The 16,636-nt window shown below is 72.1% G+C and carries 21 protein-coding genes; 10 read left to right on the top strand and 11 right to left on the bottom strand.

Annotation, left to right across the window (positions count from 1 at the left end):
- The 3 genes from DQW85_RS00360 to DQW85_RS00350 form a co-directional block, all read left to right on the top strand.
- Positions 1 to 2,167 (top strand): ATP-binding protein (locus DQW85_RS00360; RefSeq protein ID WP_162794610.1); only part of this gene is annotated, 2,167 nt, incomplete at its 5' end.
- 96 nt (positions 2,168 to 2,263) lie between these two features.
- A complete protein-coding gene (locus DQW85_RS00355; RefSeq protein WP_113698496.1) occupies positions 2,264 to 3,493 on the top strand; it encodes a Mur ligase family protein in 1,230 nt (409 codons plus the stop codon).
- A complete protein-coding gene (locus tag DQW85_RS00350) occupies positions 3,483 to 4,196 on the top strand; it encodes a type 1 glutamine amidotransferase (RefSeq protein ID WP_113698495.1) in 714 nt (237 codons plus the stop codon). The genes DQW85_RS00355 and DQW85_RS00350 overlap by 11 nt, the downstream gene beginning before the upstream one ends.
- Before the next feature lie 58 nt (positions 4,197 to 4,254).
- Here DQW85_RS00350 and DQW85_RS00345 read toward each other — a convergent pair whose 3' ends face one another.
- Positions 4,255 to 4,644: a VOC family protein gene (locus tag DQW85_RS00345; RefSeq protein WP_113698494.1), complete on the bottom strand. Its 390-nt coding sequence runs from the start codon at positions 4,642 to 4,644 to the stop codon at positions 4,255 to 4,257.
- A gap of 222 nt (positions 4,645 to 4,866) precedes the next feature.
- Here DQW85_RS00345 and DQW85_RS00340 point away from each other — a divergent pair, with 222 nt between their 5' ends.
- Positions 4,867 to 5,208 carry a WYL domain-containing protein gene (locus tag DQW85_RS00340; RefSeq protein ID WP_240196827.1) on the top strand — a complete coding sequence of 114 codons (342 nt, stop codon included), beginning with the start codon at positions 4,867 to 4,869 and terminating at the stop codon, positions 5,206 to 5,208.
- Here DQW85_RS00340 and DQW85_RS00335 read toward each other — a convergent pair.
- Positions 5,202 to 5,564 carry a DsrE family protein gene (locus DQW85_RS00335; RefSeq protein WP_113698497.1) on the bottom strand — a complete coding sequence of 121 codons (363 nt, stop codon included), beginning with the start codon at positions 5,562 to 5,564 and terminating at the stop codon, positions 5,202 to 5,204. The two genes, DQW85_RS00340 and DQW85_RS00335, sit on opposite strands and share 7 nt — an antisense overlap.
- A 122-nt stretch (positions 5,565 to 5,686) precedes the next feature.
- Between DQW85_RS00335 and DQW85_RS00330 the strand changes: the two genes are divergently transcribed.
- The 4 genes from DQW85_RS00330 to ygfZ all read left to right on the top strand — a co-directional run bounded on the left by DQW85_RS00330 (position 5,687) and on the right by ygfZ (position 8,130).
- A complete protein-coding gene (locus DQW85_RS00330; RefSeq protein ID WP_113698493.1) occupies positions 5,687 to 6,175 on the top strand; it encodes a heme-binding beta-barrel domain-containing protein in 489 nt (162 codons plus the stop codon).
- On the top strand, positions 6,172 to 6,468 hold the full coding sequence (locus DQW85_RS00325) for a DUF2470 domain-containing protein (RefSeq protein ID WP_113698492.1): 297 nt from the start codon (positions 6,172 to 6,174) through the stop codon (positions 6,466 to 6,468). The genes DQW85_RS00330 and DQW85_RS00325 overlap by 4 nt, the downstream gene beginning before the upstream one ends.
- Before the next feature lie 299 nt (positions 6,469 to 6,767).
- Positions 6,768 to 7,181 (top strand): Fur family transcriptional regulator, encoded by a 414-nt coding sequence (locus tag DQW85_RS00320; RefSeq protein WP_113698491.1) that lies wholly within the window; start codon positions 6,768 to 6,770, stop codon positions 7,179 to 7,181.
- A 10-nt stretch (positions 7,182 to 7,191) separates the two neighbouring features.
- Entirely contained in the window at positions 7,192 to 8,130 is a 939-nt protein-coding gene (ygfZ, locus tag DQW85_RS00315; protein ID WP_113698490.1) for a CAF17-like 4Fe-4S cluster assembly/insertion protein YgfZ, read from the top strand.
- 52 nt (positions 8,131 to 8,182) lie between these two features.
- Here the strand turns inward: ygfZ and dtd are convergent, their stop codons facing one another.
- Positions 8,183 to 8,608, bottom strand: a complete 426-nt coding sequence (dtd, locus tag DQW85_RS00310) for a D-aminoacyl-tRNA deacylase (RefSeq protein ID WP_113698489.1) — start codon at positions 8,606 to 8,608, stop codon at positions 8,183 to 8,185.
- Positions 8,609 to 8,668: 60 nt separating this feature from the next.
- Here dtd and DQW85_RS00305 point away from each other — a divergent pair, with 60 nt between their 5' ends.
- Positions 8,669 to 9,574 carry an asparaginase gene (locus DQW85_RS00305; RefSeq protein WP_113698488.1) on the top strand — a complete coding sequence of 302 codons (906 nt, stop codon included), beginning with the start codon at positions 8,669 to 8,671 and terminating at the stop codon, positions 9,572 to 9,574.
- A 24-nt stretch (positions 9,575 to 9,598) separates the two neighbouring features.
- Here the strand turns inward: DQW85_RS00305 and DQW85_RS00300 are convergent, their stop codons facing one another.
- From DQW85_RS00300 to DQW85_RS00290, 3 genes are all read right to left on the bottom strand, one after another.
- Entirely contained in the window at positions 9,599 to 10,198 is a 600-nt protein-coding gene (locus tag DQW85_RS00300) for an ankyrin repeat domain-containing protein (RefSeq protein WP_240196826.1), read from the bottom strand.
- 151 nt (positions 10,199 to 10,349) lie between these two features.
- A complete protein-coding gene (locus tag DQW85_RS00295; protein WP_113698486.1) occupies positions 10,350 to 12,044 on the bottom strand; it encodes a DUF2207 domain-containing protein in 1,695 nt (564 codons plus the stop codon).
- A gap of 63 nt (positions 12,045 to 12,107) precedes the next feature.
- Positions 12,108 to 12,869: an alanyl-tRNA editing protein gene (locus DQW85_RS00290; protein ID WP_113698485.1), complete on the bottom strand. Its 762-nt coding sequence runs from the start codon at positions 12,867 to 12,869 to the stop codon at positions 12,108 to 12,110.
- 188 nt (positions 12,870 to 13,057) lie between these two features.
- Here DQW85_RS00290 and DQW85_RS00285 point away from each other — a divergent pair, with 188 nt between their 5' ends.
- Positions 13,058 to 13,603 carry an SGNH/GDSL hydrolase family protein gene (locus DQW85_RS00285; RefSeq protein WP_162794609.1) on the top strand — a complete coding sequence of 182 codons (546 nt, stop codon included), beginning with the start codon at positions 13,058 to 13,060 and terminating at the stop codon, positions 13,601 to 13,603.
- 4 nt (positions 13,604 to 13,607) lie between these two features.
- Here DQW85_RS00285 and DQW85_RS00280 read toward each other — a convergent pair whose 3' ends face one another.
- The 5 genes from DQW85_RS00280 to DQW85_RS00260 all read right to left on the bottom strand — a co-directional run bounded on the left by DQW85_RS00280 (position 13,608) and on the right by DQW85_RS00260 (position 16,428).
- The gene (locus tag DQW85_RS00280; protein ID WP_113698483.1) at positions 13,608 to 13,976 is read right to left on the bottom strand and encodes a DUF2516 family protein; all 369 of its coding nucleotides are present in this window, start codon (positions 13,974 to 13,976) and stop codon (positions 13,608 to 13,610) included.
- A gap of 166 nt (positions 13,977 to 14,142) precedes the next feature.
- The gene (locus tag DQW85_RS00275; protein WP_113698482.1) at positions 14,143 to 14,610 is read right to left on the bottom strand and encodes a hypothetical protein; all 468 of its coding nucleotides are present in this window, start codon (positions 14,608 to 14,610) and stop codon (positions 14,143 to 14,145) included.
- A gap of 3 nt (positions 14,611 to 14,613) precedes the next feature.
- Positions 14,614 to 15,108, bottom strand: coding sequence for a helix-turn-helix domain-containing protein (locus DQW85_RS00270; protein ID WP_113698481.1), 495 nt, complete (start codon positions 15,106 to 15,108; stop codon positions 14,614 to 14,616).
- Positions 15,109 to 15,169: 61 nt separating this feature from the next.
- Positions 15,170 to 16,075 carry a M56 family metallopeptidase gene (locus tag DQW85_RS00265; protein ID WP_113698480.1) on the bottom strand — a complete coding sequence of 302 codons (906 nt, stop codon included), beginning with the start codon at positions 16,073 to 16,075 and terminating at the stop codon, positions 15,170 to 15,172.
- A complete protein-coding gene (locus DQW85_RS00260) occupies positions 16,072 to 16,428 on the bottom strand; it encodes a BlaI/MecI/CopY family transcriptional regulator (RefSeq protein WP_113698479.1) in 357 nt (118 codons plus the stop codon). The genes DQW85_RS00265 and DQW85_RS00260 overlap by 4 nt, the downstream gene beginning before the upstream one ends.
- Positions 16,429 to 16,636: the final 208 nt, after the last annotated feature.

The following is a 16,636-nucleotide window of genomic DNA, read 5'->3' as shown; positions in this document are numbered from 1 at the left end:
CGCGCCGTTCGCCGCCACCGCGGGCGCGCTCGCGGCCCTGGCCGGGCTGCCCCGGCGGGAGGTGCCCGGCGTGCGGGTGCTCGACTCGGGGTTCTTCGACGTGACCTCCGAGGCCGACGGGGGCGAGCTGGACCTCGGGGAGATCCTCGACGGGCAGGACCGCGGGGTCGGCTCGTTCCGGGTGCCGCTCGCCACGCTCAACAGGCACGCGTTCGTCACCGGCGCCACCGGCTCAGGCAAGTCGCAGACCGTCAGGCACCTCCTCGAACAGCTCAGCCGTGCCCGCATCCCGTGGCTCGCGATCGAGCCCGCCAAGTCCGAGTACGCGGCCATGGCCGGGCGCGTCGAGTCCTTCGGGCCTGTGACGGTGATCAACCCGTCGGCGCCCGGCGGCGTGCCGTTCAGCATCAACCCGCTGGAGCCCGAGCCCGGCTACCCCGTCCAGGCGCACATCGACATGGTGCGGGCGCTGTTCATGGCGGCCTTCGACGCCGAGGAGCCGTTCCCGCAGATCATGTCGCTGTCGCTGCAGCGGGTCTACGAGGCCACCGGCTGGGACGTGGTCACCGGCGGCGCGGTGCCCGGCTCCAAGGTGCCGCCCAGCGTGCCGACGCTGGAGCAGCTGCAGCAGCACGCGATGGACGTGATCAAGGAGATCGGCTACGGCCGCGAGGTGCAGGCGGACGTCGAGGGGTTCATCTCGCTCCGGCTGCGCTCGCTGCGGGTCGGCTCGGCCGGGCGCTTCTTCGAGGGTGGCCACCCCGCCGACATCGGCGGCCTGCTGGAGCGGAACGTGGTGCTGGCGATCGAGGACGTGGCCAACGACGAGGACAAGGCGTTCCTCATGGGCACGCTGATCATCCGGATCGTGGAGCACCTGCGGATGCGGGCCAGGCAGGAGAAGTCGCCCGAGCTGCGCCACGTCATCGTGATCGAGGAGGCCCACCGGCTGCTGCGCGACCGCGGCGCCGGACGGGCCGCGACGCACGCGGTGGAGCTGCTGGCCGGGATGCTCGCCGAGATCAGGGCGTACGGGGAGGGCATCGTGGTGGCCGAGCAGATCCCCACCAAGCTCATCTCCGACGTCGTGAAGAACACCGCGCTGAAGGTCGTGCACCGGCTCCCCGCCGAGGACGACAGGCAACTCGTCGGCGCGGCCATGAACCTGAGCGACGAGCAGTCCCGCCAGGTCGTCTCCCTGCAGCCGGGCTGCGCCGCGGTGTTCGCCGACGGGATGGACCGGCCGCTGCGGGTCCGCGTTCCGCTGGGGGAGTCGCGCGAGCGGCTGGTGGAGGGCCCGCCGCCGCCCATCCGCGGGCGCAGGTCCGCCGCCTGCGGCAGCCAGTGCCGCACGGGCCAGGCGTGCACCCTGGTCGAGCTGCGCGAGGCCGACGTGCTGGCGGACGCGCCCGACTGGTCCTGGCTGCGCATCTGGTGTGACACGGTCGTGCTCGCGTTCGTCACCAACCGCCCGCTGCCAGGCGTGCCGCGCGCGCTCGCCGCCGCCTGGTCCGAGCTGCCGGTGCGGCGCCGCGAGTGCCTGCTCGCCACCCTCGTCGAACGCTCGGTGCAGCGGCGGGCCTGGTCGCTGCGGAGCTGGTTCGACCCCGCGCTGCTGACGGAGAAGGCCGCGGAGACCGCCACGCGGCTGCTGGGGGCCCTGGAGAGCGGCGGCGAACGCCCCGGCGCCGCGTGGGTCATCCCACAGGTGCGCTGGCTGCACGAGGTCGAAAGGCTTTTCCCGTACGGCCGTCCCGCCCCCGACCTGCGCGCTCCGGCGCCGCCCATGGAGTACGCCCTCCTCCGCACCACCCCGAACGGGACCACCGCGCTCAACGGCGGGCTCGCCGGCGCCGACGGCGGGGGCGCTCACACCGAGGTGATCGGCCACCGGGCCAAGGCGCTGCGCCACCACCCCCTCTCCATGGAGATCGAGCACAACCGGGCACTGGCCTGGCGGGTCATCCTCGGCGACGACGAGAGCGAGAGCGTGCAGCGCGACGTCATGACCGTCGCCATCGGCATCGACCCGGAGGGCCGGCTGCGGCAGGTCGGGCAGACCATGGGGGCCGGCTGGCTCGAAGGCGTGCTGTCGTGGCCGCACCGCTTCGTGCTGCCGTTCGAGGACGACGGGGCGCCGGAGATCACGTTCGCCGAGCCGGGCTAGCGTTTTCGGGGGCTTCGTCGTCCCATGCCGGGTTTTGCGCGTGGCGCTACCGAGTAAGGGGTGTCGTACGCCCGAGGCCGACTAGGATCCTTTCCCATGACCCAGCTTCCACTGCGGGCTCAGCTCGCGAGCGCCCTGGGCCGCAGTGCCGCCACGCTGTCCAGGATGACGGGGCGCGGCGACGGTTCGGTGATCGGCGGGCGGGTCGGCCTGATGCTGGAGCCCGACCTGCTCCGCAAGCTGGCCCTCGACCGCAGGCTGGCACTGGTCAGTGCCACCAACGGCAAGACCACCACCACCCGGCTCATCACGTCGGCGCTGCTGGAGCTGGGGGAGGTGGCCACCAACGCGTTCGGCGCCAACATGCCGGCCGGCCACGTCTCGGCGCTGTCCCAGCACAAGGACGCCCCCTACGGCGTGCTGGAGGTCGACGAGAAATACCTGCCCGAGGTGCTCGACACCACCGGCGCGAGCGTCGTCTGCCTGATGAACCTCAGCCGTGACCAGATGGACCGCGCGGCCGAGATCTGGCTGCTCGCGCAGAAGTGGCGCAGGGCGCTGTCGGGCAAGCCCACCCACGTCATCGCCAACTGCGACGACCCGCTCGTCACCTGGGGCGCCTCGACCGCGGCCAAGGTCACCTGGGTCGCGGGCGGCCAGCGGTGGAAAGAGGACTCCTGGTGCTGCCCCGAGTGCGGCGGCCCCCTCGACCGCAAGGACGCCGACTGGGCCTGCCGCGAGTGCACGTTCCACCGTCCCGAGCCGCAGTGGGCGCTCGACGGCGAGGCGGCCGTCGACCCGCGGGGGCAGCGGTGGGTGCTCGACATCCAGCTCCCCGGCCTGGCCAACCGCTCCAACGCCGTCATGGCGCTGGCCGTGGCCGAGGCGTTCGGACTGCCCGTCGAGCGGGCGCTGCCCAGGTTGCGCGAGGTCAAGTCCGTGGCCGGCCGCTACACCACGGTCGAGCGCGACGGCCGCCAGGCGCGGCTGCTGCTGGCCAAGAACCCCGCGGGCTGGCTGGAGGCGTTCGACGTCGCCGACCCGCAGTTGCCGATCATCCTGTCGGTCAACGCGCAGGGGCCCGACGGGCGCGACACCTCGTGGCTGTGGGACGTCGACTACCGCATCCTGCGCGGCCGCCCCGTGTTCGTCACCGGCGAGCGCCGCCTCGACCTGGCGCTCCGGCTCGACGTGGCGGACGTGCCGTTCGCGATCTGCGGGTCGTTCTCCGAGGCGCTGGCCATGCAGCCGCCGGGACGGGTCGACGTGATCGCCAACTACACCGCCTTCCAGCAGATCCGATCGGAGTTCGGTCGTGCCGTCTGACAGCGCCCTGCGCATCGTCTGGATCTATCCCGACCTGCTGAGCACGTACGGCGACCAGGGCAACGTGCTGGTCCTCGAACAGCGTGCCCAGCGCCGGGGCATCGAGACCGAGACCGTCCACGTGCGCTCGGCCGATCCGGTGCCCGAGTCGGGCGACATCTACCTCATCGGCGGCGGCGAGGACCGCCCGCAGATCCTCGCCACCCAGCGCCTGCGCAGGGACGGCGGCCTGCACCGCGCCATCGCCGGGGGCGCCGCCATGCTCGCGGTGTGCGCCGGCTACCAGATCATGGGCAGCACGTTCGGCGGCGAGGAGGGCCAGCCGGTCGACGGCATCGGCCTGCTCGACATCGCCAGCTCCCGCGGCCCCGCCCGCGCCGTGGGCGAGCTGGTCGCCGAGGTCGACAGCGCGCTCGGCCTGCCGACCCTGACGGGCTTCGAGAACCACATGGGCGTCACCCGGCTCGGCCCCGGGGTCAAGCCGCTGTCGCGCACGGTCGTGGGCGTGGGCAACGGCGACGGCTTCGAGGGCTGCTACGCGGGCCACGTCGTCGGCACCTACCTGCACGGCCCGGCGCTCGCCCGCAATCCCGCCCTCGCCGACCTGCTGCTCGCCTGGAGGGTCGGCGATCTCGCCCCCCTCGACGACACCCGCTACGAGCAGCTCCGCCAGGAGCGCCTCGCCGCGGTCCTGCCGCGCTAGCTCAATGCCGCTCAGGTTGGCGTGGCGGGGGGTTGTCAAGGCTACGACCCGCGCCCGGTCAGGTTCCGTGGGTGGACAGGCAGAAGGGATGACCCGCGGGGTCCAGCAAGACCCTCCACCGATCAGGCTGCGGCTGGAACGAAGGCTCGGCAGCCCCCAGGGCCAGCATCCGGGCCTGGGCGGCGTCCAGGTCGTCGACGCCCAGTTCGATATGGGCCTGCTTGCCCCGTGACGGGTCCGGCCAGGTGGGAGGCTGGTAGTCGGCGATCCAGAGGAAGCCCAGTCCGGGTGAACCCTCCCGCCCGAGGAGGACGAAGTCCTCGCTGGAGTAGATGACCGGCAGGCCGAGGGCTTCAGCGTAGAAGCGGGCCAGTTCGCCGGGATCGGCGCAGTCGAAGTCGACGGACAGGAAGCGGATCGCAGGTGCGGACGTGGCTCCGGTGCTCATGGCCGAGAGGCTATGACGGGACCAGGACAGGATCGGTCCTGGTCGTCAGGAAGACTTGCCGGGTGACGAAGACTTCCTCCCGCCTGCTGCGACTGCTCGTGCTGCTGTCCACGCGGCCGTCGTGGACCTGCCGCGAGCTCGCCGAGCGGATGGCGGTCACCGGGCGAGTGGCGCACGTTCCGGGCCGACCGGGTGGTGCGGGTACGACCGACCGGACACGCGGTGGAACTCCTCGACCCGCCGGACCCGGTCCTGCTGGTCGCCGAGGGCATCGCGAGCGTCACGTACCCGCTCTACGTGACGATCCGCCTCCCCCTGCCCCTGGACCAGGCGCTACGGGTTGTCCCCCCGACGATCGGCACCCACCATCCCGACGGCCCCGAAACCACCGTCGTCGAAATCGGCGGACGCGACGCCGATCAACTGGCCCGATATCTGCTCGGCCTGGGCACTCCGCTCCAGGTGCTCTCGCCCCACAAGGTACGGGAGGCCCTGTTGTGCCACGCCCGGGCACTTGCTGATGCCAACGAAAGCTCCTTGCTTGGCGCTGGGCCGGCTCAGTAGACGAGGGCCTGCGCGCCTTCCGCCACCGCCTCCTCGACGAAGGCCGGGGCCCCCGCGATGCGCACGCCCTCGATGAGGTCCTCGACCGTGATGCCGCGCCGGGCCGCGCACTGCGTGCAGACCGTCACCCGCCCACCGGCGAGAACGGCGTCCAGCAGGTCGGTCAGCGGGGCCGCGTGCGGCAGGCTGAACTCCTTGGCCCTCCCCGGCAGCGCGAACCAGGACGACTCGCCGGTCAGCCAGAGTGAGACGGGAACACCGCTCGCGAGTGCGGCGGCGGCGACCGTGAACGCCTGGTTGCAGCGTTCAGGGGCATCGGCCCCCGCGGTCACCTTGATCACCAGTGATCGTGCCATGTCCGTCACCCTAATGCTCCCGCGCCGGGCATGTTGTTCCGGTGTGGCACCCCGTACGCCGCCGTTGAGGCGTACGGCCGGGCGGAGCCGCGGCGATGGAGCGGCTACTAGGGTTGGGGGGTATGGAAGAACCTGAGATGCATCCCGCCCTGGAGCCGATCGCCTTCCTCATCGGCAGGTGGGAGGGCGCGGGGGTCGGAGGCTATCCGACGATCGAGAGCTTCAACTTCGGCCAGGAGATCGAGTTCGGCCACATCGGCAAGCCGTTCCTCAGCTACGTGAGCCGCACCTGGCTTCTCGACCAGGAGGGCAACCGCGTCCGGCCGCTCGCCACCGAGTCCGGCTACTGGCGGCCGCAGCCCGACCGGCAGCTCGAAGTGGTGCTCGCGCATCCGACCGGCATCGTGGAGATCTACGTCGGCGAGGTCGTCTTCCACAAGATCGAGCTCCAGACCGACGTGGTGGCGCGCACGGTCACGGCCAAGGAATACACCGCGGGACGCCGGCTCTACGGGCTGGTCAACGGCAACCTGATGTGGGCGTACGACATGGCGGCCGTGGGGCAGCCGCTGACCTCGCACATGTCCGCCGAACTGAAGAAGGTCGCATGAGCAACCCGTTCACCGCCGACGTCGTCGAAGCGATCAAGCGCCACATGAACGACGACCACGGCGACGACGCGCTGATCATCGTACGCGGGATGGGCGGCCGGCCCGACGCGACAGAGGCGGTCACGAGCGGGGTCGACGCCGAGGCGATCGAGTTCACGATCGACGGCGGCGAGCAGGTGCGGGTGCCGTGGGGCGAGACGCTGACCGAGCGGCCCCAGGTGCGGATGGCGGTCGTGCGGCTCTACCGGCAGGCCTGCGCCGAGCTCGGCATCCAGGCCCGCGGCGAGCACTGAGCACCGCGTATGGGCCGGGCATGGAAAGGGCCCCAGGCGAGCTTCCGCTTGTCGTCAAGCGGGCTGGATGGACCATGGTCGGGATGGGTTCCCGCCCTCCAGCGGCCAGGGGCCCCGGTGGTTGCCTCGATTTCGCCGAACGGCGCGAGACAGGAGTCCGCGTCGCTAGCGGACAACCACCTCGCTAGCCCAACTATGAATCACCATTGTTTGGACCACCTCCTTTCCGCGTATCCACGAAGCTATGCGGTGCCCGGCGATCAGGGCAAGCGATTAAACCCCGGCCGTAGACTCAGGGCATGACCGAGACGCAGTGGCACGAGGAACTCCGCGCCAAGGGCTACCGGGTGACTCCGCAGCGGCAGCTGGTGCTGGAGGCGGTCAAGGAGCTGGAGCACGGCACCCCCGAAGAGATCTGCGCCAAGGTCAGGCAGACGGCTCGCGGGGTCAACATCTCGACCGTCTACCGCACGCTCGAACTGCTCGAAGAGCTCGGCATGGTGACGCACACCCACCTGAGCCACGGCGCGCCGACCTACCACCTGGCGGCCGATGCCGACCATGTCCACATGGTGTGCCGGGGCTGCGGCCAGGTGGGCGAGGTGCGGCCCGAGCTGGCCGAGGGGCTGGTCAAGGGGCTCGACGCCGAGCTGGGGTTCGCGGCCGACGTCCACCACCTGACCGTCTTCGGCCGCTGCCGCGACTGCCGATAATCTGGAGGGCATGCGCAGCCCTCTGCTCGATCTCCCTGGAGCTGTCCCCGCCGACGCCCCGGACGCCGACGTAGCCGCCCACTACGGCGACCTGTTCGCCGAGCAGCGCGCGCTGGCCAAGGGGGAGGCGGTCGTCGACCGCAGCAACCGCGAGGTGGTCCGCGTCTCCGGAGCGGACCGGCTGAAATGGCTCAACGACCTGACGTCGCAGAAGCTCGACACGCTGGCTCCCGGCGAGTGGACCCAGACGCTCGACCTCGACCTCCAGGGCCGGATCCTCCACCACCTGACGCTGGTCGACGACGGCGAGAGCGTGCTGGCCCACGTCGAGCCGGGCACCGCCGACAGCCTCGTCTCCTACCTCGACCGGATGCGGTTCATGCTCCGCGTGGAGGTGTCGCGCGCCGACGACCTGGCGGTGCTCTCCTCGGCCACCGAGGACTTCCTGGTGCCGCGCGCCGAGCTGCCCGGGCATCTGGGCCGTCCGCTGGCGGGGCTCTGGGCGTACGAGGCGCTCCGCATCGAGCGGCACCGGCCGAGGCTGGGCCTCGACACCGACCACAAGACCATCCCCCACGAGGTCGGGCTGATCGGCGCCGCCGTCCACCTCACCAAGGGCTGCTACCGCGGCCAGGAGACGGTCGCCCGGGTGCACAACCTCGGCCACCCGCCGCGCCGCCTGGTCTTCCTGCACCTCGACGGCAGTGTCGACACGCTGCCGTCGCACGGCGCGCCGGTCGTCTTCGACGGCCAGGAGGTGGGCGTGGTCGGCTCCTCGGCCCGCCACCACGAGCTCGGGCCCATCGCGCTCGCGGTGATCAAGCGCACGGTCCCGGTCGACGCCCCCCTCCTCGCGGGCGGCGTCGCGGCCTCCCAGGAGGTCGTCGTCCCCCCGGACGCCGGCCGCAACGTGCAGATCGACCCGTCTCTGCGCCGGCGTATCAAGTAGCCTTCAGGACGCGGCCCGGTGAGCGCGGTGAAGACCGGGCGGGAGGGGCGGGTCAGACGTCCAAGACGAGGGTGATCGGGCCGTCGTTGACCAGGGAGACCTTCATGTCGGCCCCGAAGCTGCCCGTTTCCACGTGCGCCCCCAGCGCCCTCAGCTCGTCGACCACCGCCTCCACCAGAGGTTCGGCGACCGGGCCCGGGGCGGCGGCCTGCCAGGTGGGGCGGCGGCCCTTGCGCGCGTCGCCGTAGAGCGTGAACTGGCTGATGACCAGGAGCGGCGCCGACACGTCCGAGCAGGACTTCTCGCCGTGCAGGACGCGCAGGCCCCAGAGCTTGGCGGCCAGCCTGCGGGCCTGCGCCGGGGTGTCCGTGTGGGTGACGCCGACCAGCACCAGGAGGCCGGGCTCGTCGACGGCCCCGATCGTCTGGCCGTCCACCACCACCGACGCCGATGTCACCCGCTGCACGACTGCTCGCATGGGACCCCATTCTGGCGCAGTGCGGACCCTTCGTAGACTCATGCCGGAGAGGGGCGCGAAATGTCACTTGTGGTGGAGGTTGTCCGGTCCGGGTTCGTGGAGTCCACGCACCGTGCCCGGATGCTGACCGTCGGTGCGGACGGCCGGCCAGTGGAGGCGCACGGGGCTGTGCACGTTCCGGCGTCGCCGCGGTCGACGGTGAAGCCTCTCCAGGTTCTCGGCATGCTGCGCAGTGGGCTCGACCTCGAAGGCGAGCTGCTCGCGCTGGCCTGCGCGTCGCACGCCGGCGAGCCGTACCACGTGGACGGGGTCAGGAAGATCCTCGCGGAGGCCGGGCTGGACGAGTCGGCGCTGCGGTGTCCCGAGGACTATCCCGAGGACCGGTCGGTGACCGAGCGTGCCCGCGTCCGCATGAACTGCTCGGGCAAGCACGCCGCCATGCTCGCCACCTGCGCGGTCAACGACTGGCCGGTCGGCGGCTATCTGGAGCCCGCGCACCCGCTGCAGCGCGCCCTGCGGGCCACGGTGGAGGAGCTGACCGGCGAGCGGGTCGCGGCCTCCGGCGTCGACGGCTGCGGCGCGCCCCTGCACTTCGTCTCGATGGTGGGGATGGCCCGGGCGTTCCGGGCGTTCCCGCTGGCGGGCGAGGGGTCGTGCGAGCGGCGCGTCTACGAGGCCATGACGACGTACCCGGAGTGGACGTCCGGCACCCACCGCGTGGAGGTGGCGCTCATGCGGGCCGTGCCCGGGCTGATGCTGAAGTCGGGTGCGGAGGGGTTCGAGGTGTTCGTGTTCGAGGACGGCCGGGCGGGCGCCGTCAAGGTCGAGGACGGCGCGCCGCGGGCGCGCACCTCGGTGACCGTGGCCGCCCTGCGCTCGCTCGGGGCCGACGTACCGGACCTGCCGGAGACGCCCGTCCTGGGCGGTGGCCGGCCCGTGGGCGAGGTCCGGCTCCGGCCGTACTGAGAATCCGGCCAGGCCGCGGCCCTGTCAGGCTCGGGGGCCGGGGGCGCCTCGCAGGATGGTGGCGATCTCCGTCTGGCCGCGGGCCATCGCGTGCTCGAACGGGGTGACGCCGGTGCGGTCGGCCAGGTGGGGGTCCGCCCCCGCGTCGAGCAGCAGCCGGACGATCCGCTGGTAGGGCTCGGAGCCGTCGCCCAGGATGACGGCCTCCAGCAGGGCGGTCATGCCCAGCTCGTTGACGTGGTCGACCTCGATGCCGGTCTTGAGCACCTCACGCACGTAGTCGACGTGGCCCCGCTCGCAGGCCGGGAAGAGGGAGACTCCGCCGTAGCGGTTCGTGCTGGTCAGGTCCGGGCCGGCGGCCAGCAGCACCCGCATCATGGCCACGCTGCCGGTCACCCCGGTGACGAGCCACGGGGTGTCGTGCTGCGAGTCCAGGGCGTTCGGGTCGGCGCCGGCGGAGACCAGGATCTGGGCCACCTCGACGTGGTCGGCGGCGGCCGCCAGCAGCAGCGGGGTGCGCTGCCGGGCGTCGCGGACCTCGACGTCGGCACCCTCGGTCACGGCCTCCCGCACGGCGGTGGCGTCGCCGATCGCGGCGGCGGTGAGAAGTTCTTCGTCGAGCACGCTTGATCCTTTCGCCCCGGCCGGGACGCCGCCCCCGTACACGCCAGGGGGCCGCCCAGCACACGACTACCCGGCCTGCCGCCCTCCGCACCCGACCCGGCTCACCGGCTCGTGATGGCTGATGCCCGGCGGATCGGAAGGAAGGCCCGGATCAGAGCGTCCGGAACTGGCGGGTGGCCGAGATGGCGCCCGAGGTCGTGGTCGTGAACGTGCGCATCGAGCCCGCGAACTTCGACAGGTCCCACTCGGCGGGCCCGTGATACCAGTAGAGGTTGTCGCTCTGGTGCCCGTCGCCGGTGACCGCGGCGACCACCCGCGACCAGTGCTCGACCCCGTCGAAGATCACCGCGTACGGCAGGTAGCGGGAGAACAGCTCCACGCGGTGCTGCTCGGGCACCTCGCCCAGATCGCCAGAGAACAGATACGCCCTGAACGCCAGCGTGTGCGCCATCGCGGCCGAGCCCTTGGCGGTCTTGGCCGGCATGTACTGCCCGCCCACCGCCAGCGCGCCGCCCGCGATGACCAGGGCCGGGCCCAGCAGCCCGTACGTGGTGAACCAGGCCAGCGCCACCGTGGCGAGCAGCCCGGCGACGACGAGCACCACGCCGAGCACGGTCCACCGGGTCCGCTCGGTGTCGGGACGGCGGGCGAACCAGCCCTGCCTGACCACGTCGGCGTAGAGGGCGTCGCGCACCTTCCCCAGGTGGCCGGCGAAGGAACCGGCCAGCTGCGACAGCGGCACCGCGTCCCGCCCGTCGAAGATCGCGTCGTGGAGGGCCTTCTCGTACGGCAACAGCGAGCCGACCGGCGCGTCCGGCAGCCTGACGAGCACCCAGTCCGGCGCGTCGTAGGTCTGCCGCGGCTGCTCGTCGATGCGCAGGTAGCCGCGGACCGCGAGGTCCAGGATGGTGGCCGTCACGTCGATCACGTCGGCCTGCTCGTCCACGAGCGTGCCGATCTGGCCCGGCCGCACCCCGTCGGGCGGGGAGAAGTGGCCGTTCTGGACCGGCGAGACCATGCCCTTCTGCCTCCCGCCCGTCTCCTGGCTGACGACCCTGGCGTCGCGCCCCCGCGTCCAGTAGAGCAGGGCCACGCCGCCGAGCAGCAGCACGAGGAGGGCGACGAGCGCGCCGCCGGTGACGGTGTTCAGGGTGAACGCGGTGGCCGGCGAGAAGCGCCTGTCGAGGATCGGGGCGCCCGCGCTGGTCCCCTTGGGATAGCCGACGACGACGGTGAGCGCCTGGCCGGGGCCGAGGCCGTCCTGCTGGAATTCGGCCGCGGTGGCGCTGTGGTCCATGGAGGCGGAGGTGCAGCCGATGGCCGAGGTCAGCTCGCCGGCGAAGCACGAAAGGCTCTGCACCTGGCCGGGACCGCTGACCTTGACGGTGGCGCGGGCGACGGGGGTGTTCCAGCCGTTCACGGCGAACCAGCGCAGCTCCTGGACGTCGCCCGACGAGGTCACGGCGCCCTTGACGTCGTACTCGACGGTGGCCGGGGCCGTCACGGCGAGCACGTCGCCCGCCAGCCTGCCGCCCTTGACGTTCGAGATCAGGTAGAGCCGGTCATGGTCGTCGTCGAGGCGCGTGCGGGTGAGGAAGGTCCGCTTCAGCTCGCCCGCCGCGCCGCTGAGCTTCTCGACGACGTGGAGCGTGCCGTCCTTGCCGAGGGTCATGGTGATCTCAACGGTGATCTCGCCGGTGATCCCGGCTGTGATCCCGGCTGTGGTCCGGGTCTGCGCGGTGGCGGGCGCGGTGGCCAGTGCGGTGGCCAGTGCGGTGGCCAGTGCGGTGGCCAGTGCCAGAACAGCCGCGCCCACGGCTGCCGGCACGCCCCTGATTCCCGTCATGGCCGGACATCGTAGCGGTCGACAGATCGGCGGGCCCGCGGCGGCGAGCAGCCGTACGCGGGGCTAGTCGCAGACCTCGATGCGGACGCGGCGGAACCCGCGCCCCTTGCTCTCGATCTTGGCCACCCGCAGGCGGCCGATCTGCTTGGTGGAGGCCACGTGCGTCCCGCCGTCGGCCTGCGTGTCGAGCCCCACGATGTCGACGATCCGCACCTCGGACACCGACTCCGGCACCAGGTTGGTCGCGGTCCTGATGATGTCGGGGATCGCGAACGCCTCCTCGCGCGGCAGGACCCGCACCTCGATGCGCCGGTCGGCCTGGATCTCGGCGTTGCAGGCGGCCTCCACGGCGTCGCGGAACCCGGGCGGCAGCTCGGGCATGTCGAAGTCCATCCGGGCGACGCCGACGGCGCCCTTCCCGGGTGAGACGGACGGCTCCATGTTTCCGCCCGTAACCGGCGAACCGTAGTCGCGGAACACCACCCCGCACAGCACGTGGAGCCCCGAGTGGGTGCGCATGAGGGCCGAGCGGCGCTCGTCGGCCACGGCCGCCCGCACCGTCGTGCCCACCGGGGGCACCGGGTCCCCTTCGGCCGGGATCAGGTAGAGATCATCGCCTCTGCGCACGCCCGCGATCCGGGTCTCGACGCCCTGCCAGAGCAGAACTCCCTGATCCGCCGGCTGGCCGCCTCCGCCCGGATAGAATGCCGACCTGTTCAGCACGATCGCGTCGGGTGTCGCGTCGAGCACGACGGCCTCGAAGTCGCGGAGGTTCTGGTCGGACAGCTCGAGCCGGTGCGTACGCCCGTGCAGGTCGATGGTCATGTCGGCAGCCTAGGTTTTCCGAGGTGGCGATGCGGGGTCGGATGCGGGACTACCTGATCGCATCGGCCGCCGCGACCGTGGCGATTTGCTCCACCATATCGGGATGTGCGGGGCCGGCCGGTGGCCAGGCCTCGCGCCTGGCGGAGCCCCTGGCCCCGCCTCCGGCGCAGCCGCCGCGGGCGCCCGTGATGATGGTCGTCGGCGACAGCTTCACCGTGGGTTCGGGGCCGGTGCCGCGCTGGCGGGCCTACGCGTGCGAGGCCGCCCGGCTGATGGGCTGGCAGCCGGTCGTCGCGGGAGCGGGCGGCACGGGCTTCCTCAACGCGGGGCGCGCCGGGCGTACGTTCCGGCAGTCGTTCGAGGCCGAGCTGGCCTGGCGGCCCGCTCCGGACGTGCTGGTCGTCTCCGGCGGGCACAACGACCACCGCTGGCCCGCCGCCCAGGTGGGGCAGGCGGCGGGGGAGCTGGTGCGGCACGCCCGCTCGCGCTGGCCGCGGACCCGGATCGTCCTGGTCGGCCCCATCTGGCTGGAGGACGCCCCGCCCAAGGCGCACCGCATCCGCGACGCGCTGGGGGAGGCCGCGCGGCGCGAAGGGGTCGAGTTCCTCGACCCGATGGGGCAGCGTTGGGTCACCGGCTCCCGCTCCGAGGTGGTGCTGCCGGACGGCGTCCACCCGACGCCGGCCGGCCACGCCCGGCTGGCCCGCTGGCTGGCCGCGGCCCTGCGTCGCTAGCGGCCTACCAGGGGCCGTAGGGTCCGTTGTTGCCGCCCCGGCCCATGCCCTTGACGGCGGGCTTCACGTCGACGATGTAGACGACGGCGGCGATCACCGCGGCGATGGTGAAGATGCTGACGGCGCCGAGCCCGATGAACACCGCGCCGCCGACGGCCATGAACGCCGTCAGGAACGACCACGCCCCGGCGGCCGAGAACAGGGTCGCCAGCCCCAGGATGATCAGCCAGATGTTCTTCTTGAGCTTGCCCGCGGAGACGAACGCCGCGTCGGGCACGCGCAGCGCGTGCGCCAGCCCGTATCCCGACATGCCCAGGATGGCGAAGGAGAGCAGCAGGAAGAGAAGGTTTAGCCCGCCGTTGATGAGGTCCATGTCTCCGCTCCGCCCGACGCCAGCGATGTCGGCCCCAGCCTAACGGCCCGCCCCTCCCGGCGGGCACCCCAAAAGGGAAAGGCCCGCCTCCCCAGTGGGAGACGGGCCCGACCCGGGATCCAGCCCTGACTCGGAGGACCGAGAACGGGAGTACCGAGAACGGGAGTCAGGCCTTGGTCTTGGCCGTGGTGGTGGTGCGGGGCTTCTTGGGCGTGACCGGGGTGGCGGTGGGCGGCTCGGCGGCCTCCTTCTTGGGCGTGACCGGGGTGGCGGTGGGCGGCTCGGCGGCCTCCGACACCTCCTCCAGCTCCAGCGCGGCCTCGCCGCTCACCTTGCTGACGACCTTGCGGCCGCGCGTGGCGAAGTCGTCGTAGGCGACGGTGGCGCGCTGGGTGAGCTGGCCGGCGTACTCGCGGGCCTTGTCGGGGAACTCCTTGGCGAAGCCCTCGGCCAGGTCGGCGTAGGAGCGCGCCTTCTCCGGCAGGTCCTTGGCGAGGTCGGCGCGGCGGGCCTGGAGCTTCTGCAGCCGCTCGGGCAACTCGCGCAGCTTCTCGATGGCGAGGTCGCCCACACCCGCGACGGCGTAGAACGGCTTGGACTCGGTGAGCTTCTTGACCTCGGTGGCGAGCGTCATGGGTTAACCTTCCTTGGTTTCCTGGTTGACGGTGCCGTTGCCGGCGGACGCCGCGTAGGGCTCGAGCGCGGCGAGAAACTCCTCTGGCATCGGCTGCTCGTCGTCCGTGACGGAGTCGCTCCGGGGATGAGCTTTCTGGGAGGTCTGCTCGTCTCCGGTGCGCTTCTCCTTGCGAAACGACTCGTATATGTCGATCAGCACCTGGCGTTGCCGCTCGGTGAGATGAGTGTCGGCCCTGATCGCGGTGACGACGTCGCTCGGCGTCTCGCGGTCCTCGATGAGGCCCGCCTGCACGTAGAGCGCCTGCGCGGAGATGTGCAGACCCTTGGCGATCTGGTTGAGGATCTCGGCGCTCGGCTTGCGCAGCCCGCGCTCGATCTGGCTCAGGTAGGGATTGGAGACCCCCGCCGCCGCCGCGAGCTGGCGCAGCGAGATCTTCGCCTGCTGCCGCTGCTCGCGGATGTATTCGCCGATCGAGCCGACCTTCGGTAGTGCCATGCCTCCAGTCTGCCTCGCCCTGCTTGCAATTGCAAACGGATTGGCTAACTACTGCAAGCAATCAGAGCTGGTAGACCCACAGGAAGGGCACCGACGTGACCAACGTCACGGACAGGGCGAGGACCCCGTAGCGCAGCCGCATCGGCAGCTCGGGAGCCGGCTTGACGAGCCTGTCGACCCTGGCCATGAGGCTCTGGGCGTGGACGCCGAGCATGCCCTGCGGCGCCGGCATGGCGCCGGCCGTACCGAACCTGAGCAGCGCGGTCGCGAGCCTGCGCGGGCAGCAGTAGCGGCGGGCCCGGTCGTCGGCGGCCATCTCGACCAGCAGCTCCACCTGCGTCTGAGCGTCGCGGACCACCTTGGACCAGGGCAGTGCCCTGCGCAGCGCGGCGAACGGCAGCAGCACCAGGTCGTGGCGTTCGCGGACGTGGGCGGCCTCGTGCGCCAGCACGGCCGCCATCTCGTCCTCCGACAGCAGCCTGAGCGCGCCCTCGCTGACCACCACCTGCGAGCGCAGCCCCGGCACGCAGTAGGCCGCCGCGCCCGGGTGGTCGAGCACCCGTACGCCGGGCACCACCGGATCGTCGTGCGAGATCAGCGCCAGCAGCATGCGGTGCCGCCTGCGGGCGCGGAGCACCTGCGTGCCCGCGGTGAGCAGGACCGCGACCAGCACGGCCAGCGCCGTCAGCCCGGCGATCATGGCGAGCACGTGGAGCACGTCCCAAGGCTCGCGCGGAGCCCGGCCGTCGGCGAAGGCGATCAGGCCGGGGAGCACCCCCACGCCGTACGGCTGGACGGCGTAGGCGAGCATCGCGCCGGTGCCGGCCAGGCCCCACGTTACGCCCAGGGACTGCCACAGGATGATCGCGACCCGGGGCGCCCGGGAGGTCCACCGGGCGGTGGTGAGACGCCAGGAGCCGACCGCGCACGCCGTGGCGAGCGCTGCCAGCGTCGCTGCCGTGATCACTCGTCCTCCAGCTCCGTGAGGGCTCTGCGCAGGATCTCCGCCTCCGGGCCCGACACGGCCTGGGCGAAGCGAGTCAGGGCGGCCGACCGGTCGCCCGTCATGTCCAGGGCTTCCAGCATAAGCTCGGCGACGTACGCGTCGCGGGTCGCCGCCGGCTCGTAGCGCCACGCCCGCCCGTCGCGGGTGCGCTGGAGGAAGCCCTTGCGGGTGAGGCGGTCGAGGACGGTCATGACCGTGGTCGGGGCCAGGTCGCGGTCGGCGATGAGCCTGCCGACCTCGCGGGCCGTGAGCGCCTCGCGCTGCGCCCAGAGGATGTCCATGATGCTGCGTTCGAGCTCGCCGAGACCCTTCACACGCTTCAGCGTAGTACTACAACCTGTCGAGCAGACATCCGGGACACAGGTGAGATGCACGTAACCCTCCCGCACGGCGGCACTGTCGCCGGCCCCTACCGGCCGGGCGCGACCGCGTCCCACGGGAGCGTGACCTCGCCGAGCCGCCACCTGGCCGGGCCGCCGAGCGGCGGGTGGCGCGCGACGGGCCAGGTCAGGCTCAGCGCCC

It is taken from the genome of Nonomuraea lactucae, from assembly GCF_003313395.1.
Classification (GTDB): domain Bacteria; phylum Actinomycetota; class Actinomycetes; order Streptosporangiales; family Streptosporangiaceae; genus Nonomuraea; species Nonomuraea lactucae.
The sequence above is the reverse complement of the archived record's forward strand: the minus strand, read 5'-3'. Positions and strand labels throughout refer to the sequence as shown.

Coding starts and splice junctions, on each gene's coding strand:
- DQW85_RS00355 (WP_113698496.1), top strand. CDS start 2,264: ATGACCCAGCTTCCACTGCGGGCTCAGCTCGCGAGCGCCCTGGGCCGC.
- DQW85_RS00345 (WP_113698494.1), bottom strand. CDS start 4,644: ATGAGCACCGGAGCCACGTCCGCACCTGCGATCCGCTTCCTGTCCGTC.
- DQW85_RS00335 (WP_113698497.1), bottom strand. CDS start 5,564: ATGGCACGATCACTGGTGATCAAGGTGACCGCGGGGGCCGATGCCCCT.
- DQW85_RS00330 (WP_113698493.1), top strand. CDS start 5,687: ATGGAAGAACCTGAGATGCATCCCGCCCTGGAGCCGATCGCCTTCCTC.
- DQW85_RS00325 (WP_113698492.1), top strand. CDS start 6,172: ATGAGCAACCCGTTCACCGCCGACGTCGTCGAAGCGATCAAGCGCCAC.
- DQW85_RS00320 (WP_113698491.1), top strand. CDS start 6,768: ATGACCGAGACGCAGTGGCACGAGGAACTCCGCGCCAAGGGCTACCGG.
- ygfZ (WP_113698490.1), top strand. CDS start 7,192: ATGCGCAGCCCTCTGCTCGATCTCCCTGGAGCTGTCCCCGCCGACGCC.
- dtd (WP_113698489.1), bottom strand. CDS start 8,608: ATGCGAGCAGTCGTGCAGCGGGTGACATCGGCGTCGGTGGTGGTGGAC.
- DQW85_RS00305 (WP_113698488.1), top strand. CDS start 8,669: ATGTCACTTGTGGTGGAGGTTGTCCGGTCCGGGTTCGTGGAGTCCACG.
- DQW85_RS00295 (WP_113698486.1), bottom strand. CDS start 12,044: ATGACGGGAATCAGGGGCGTGCCGGCAGCCGTGGGCGCGGCTGTTCTG.
- DQW85_RS00290 (WP_113698485.1), bottom strand. CDS start 12,869: ATGACCATCGACCTGCACGGGCGTACGCACCGGCTCGAGCTGTCCGAC.
- DQW85_RS00285 (WP_162794609.1), top strand. CDS start 13,058: ATGATGGTCGTCGGCGACAGCTTCACCGTGGGTTCGGGGCCGGTGCCG.
- DQW85_RS00280 (WP_113698483.1), bottom strand. CDS start 13,976: ATGGACCTCATCAACGGCGGGCTAAACCTTCTCTTCCTGCTGCTCTCC.
- DQW85_RS00275 (WP_113698482.1), bottom strand. CDS start 14,610: ATGACGCTCGCCACCGAGGTCAAGAAGCTCACCGAGTCCAAGCCGTTC.
- DQW85_RS00270 (WP_113698481.1), bottom strand. CDS start 15,108: ATGGCACTACCGAAGGTCGGCTCGATCGGCGAATACATCCGCGAGCAG.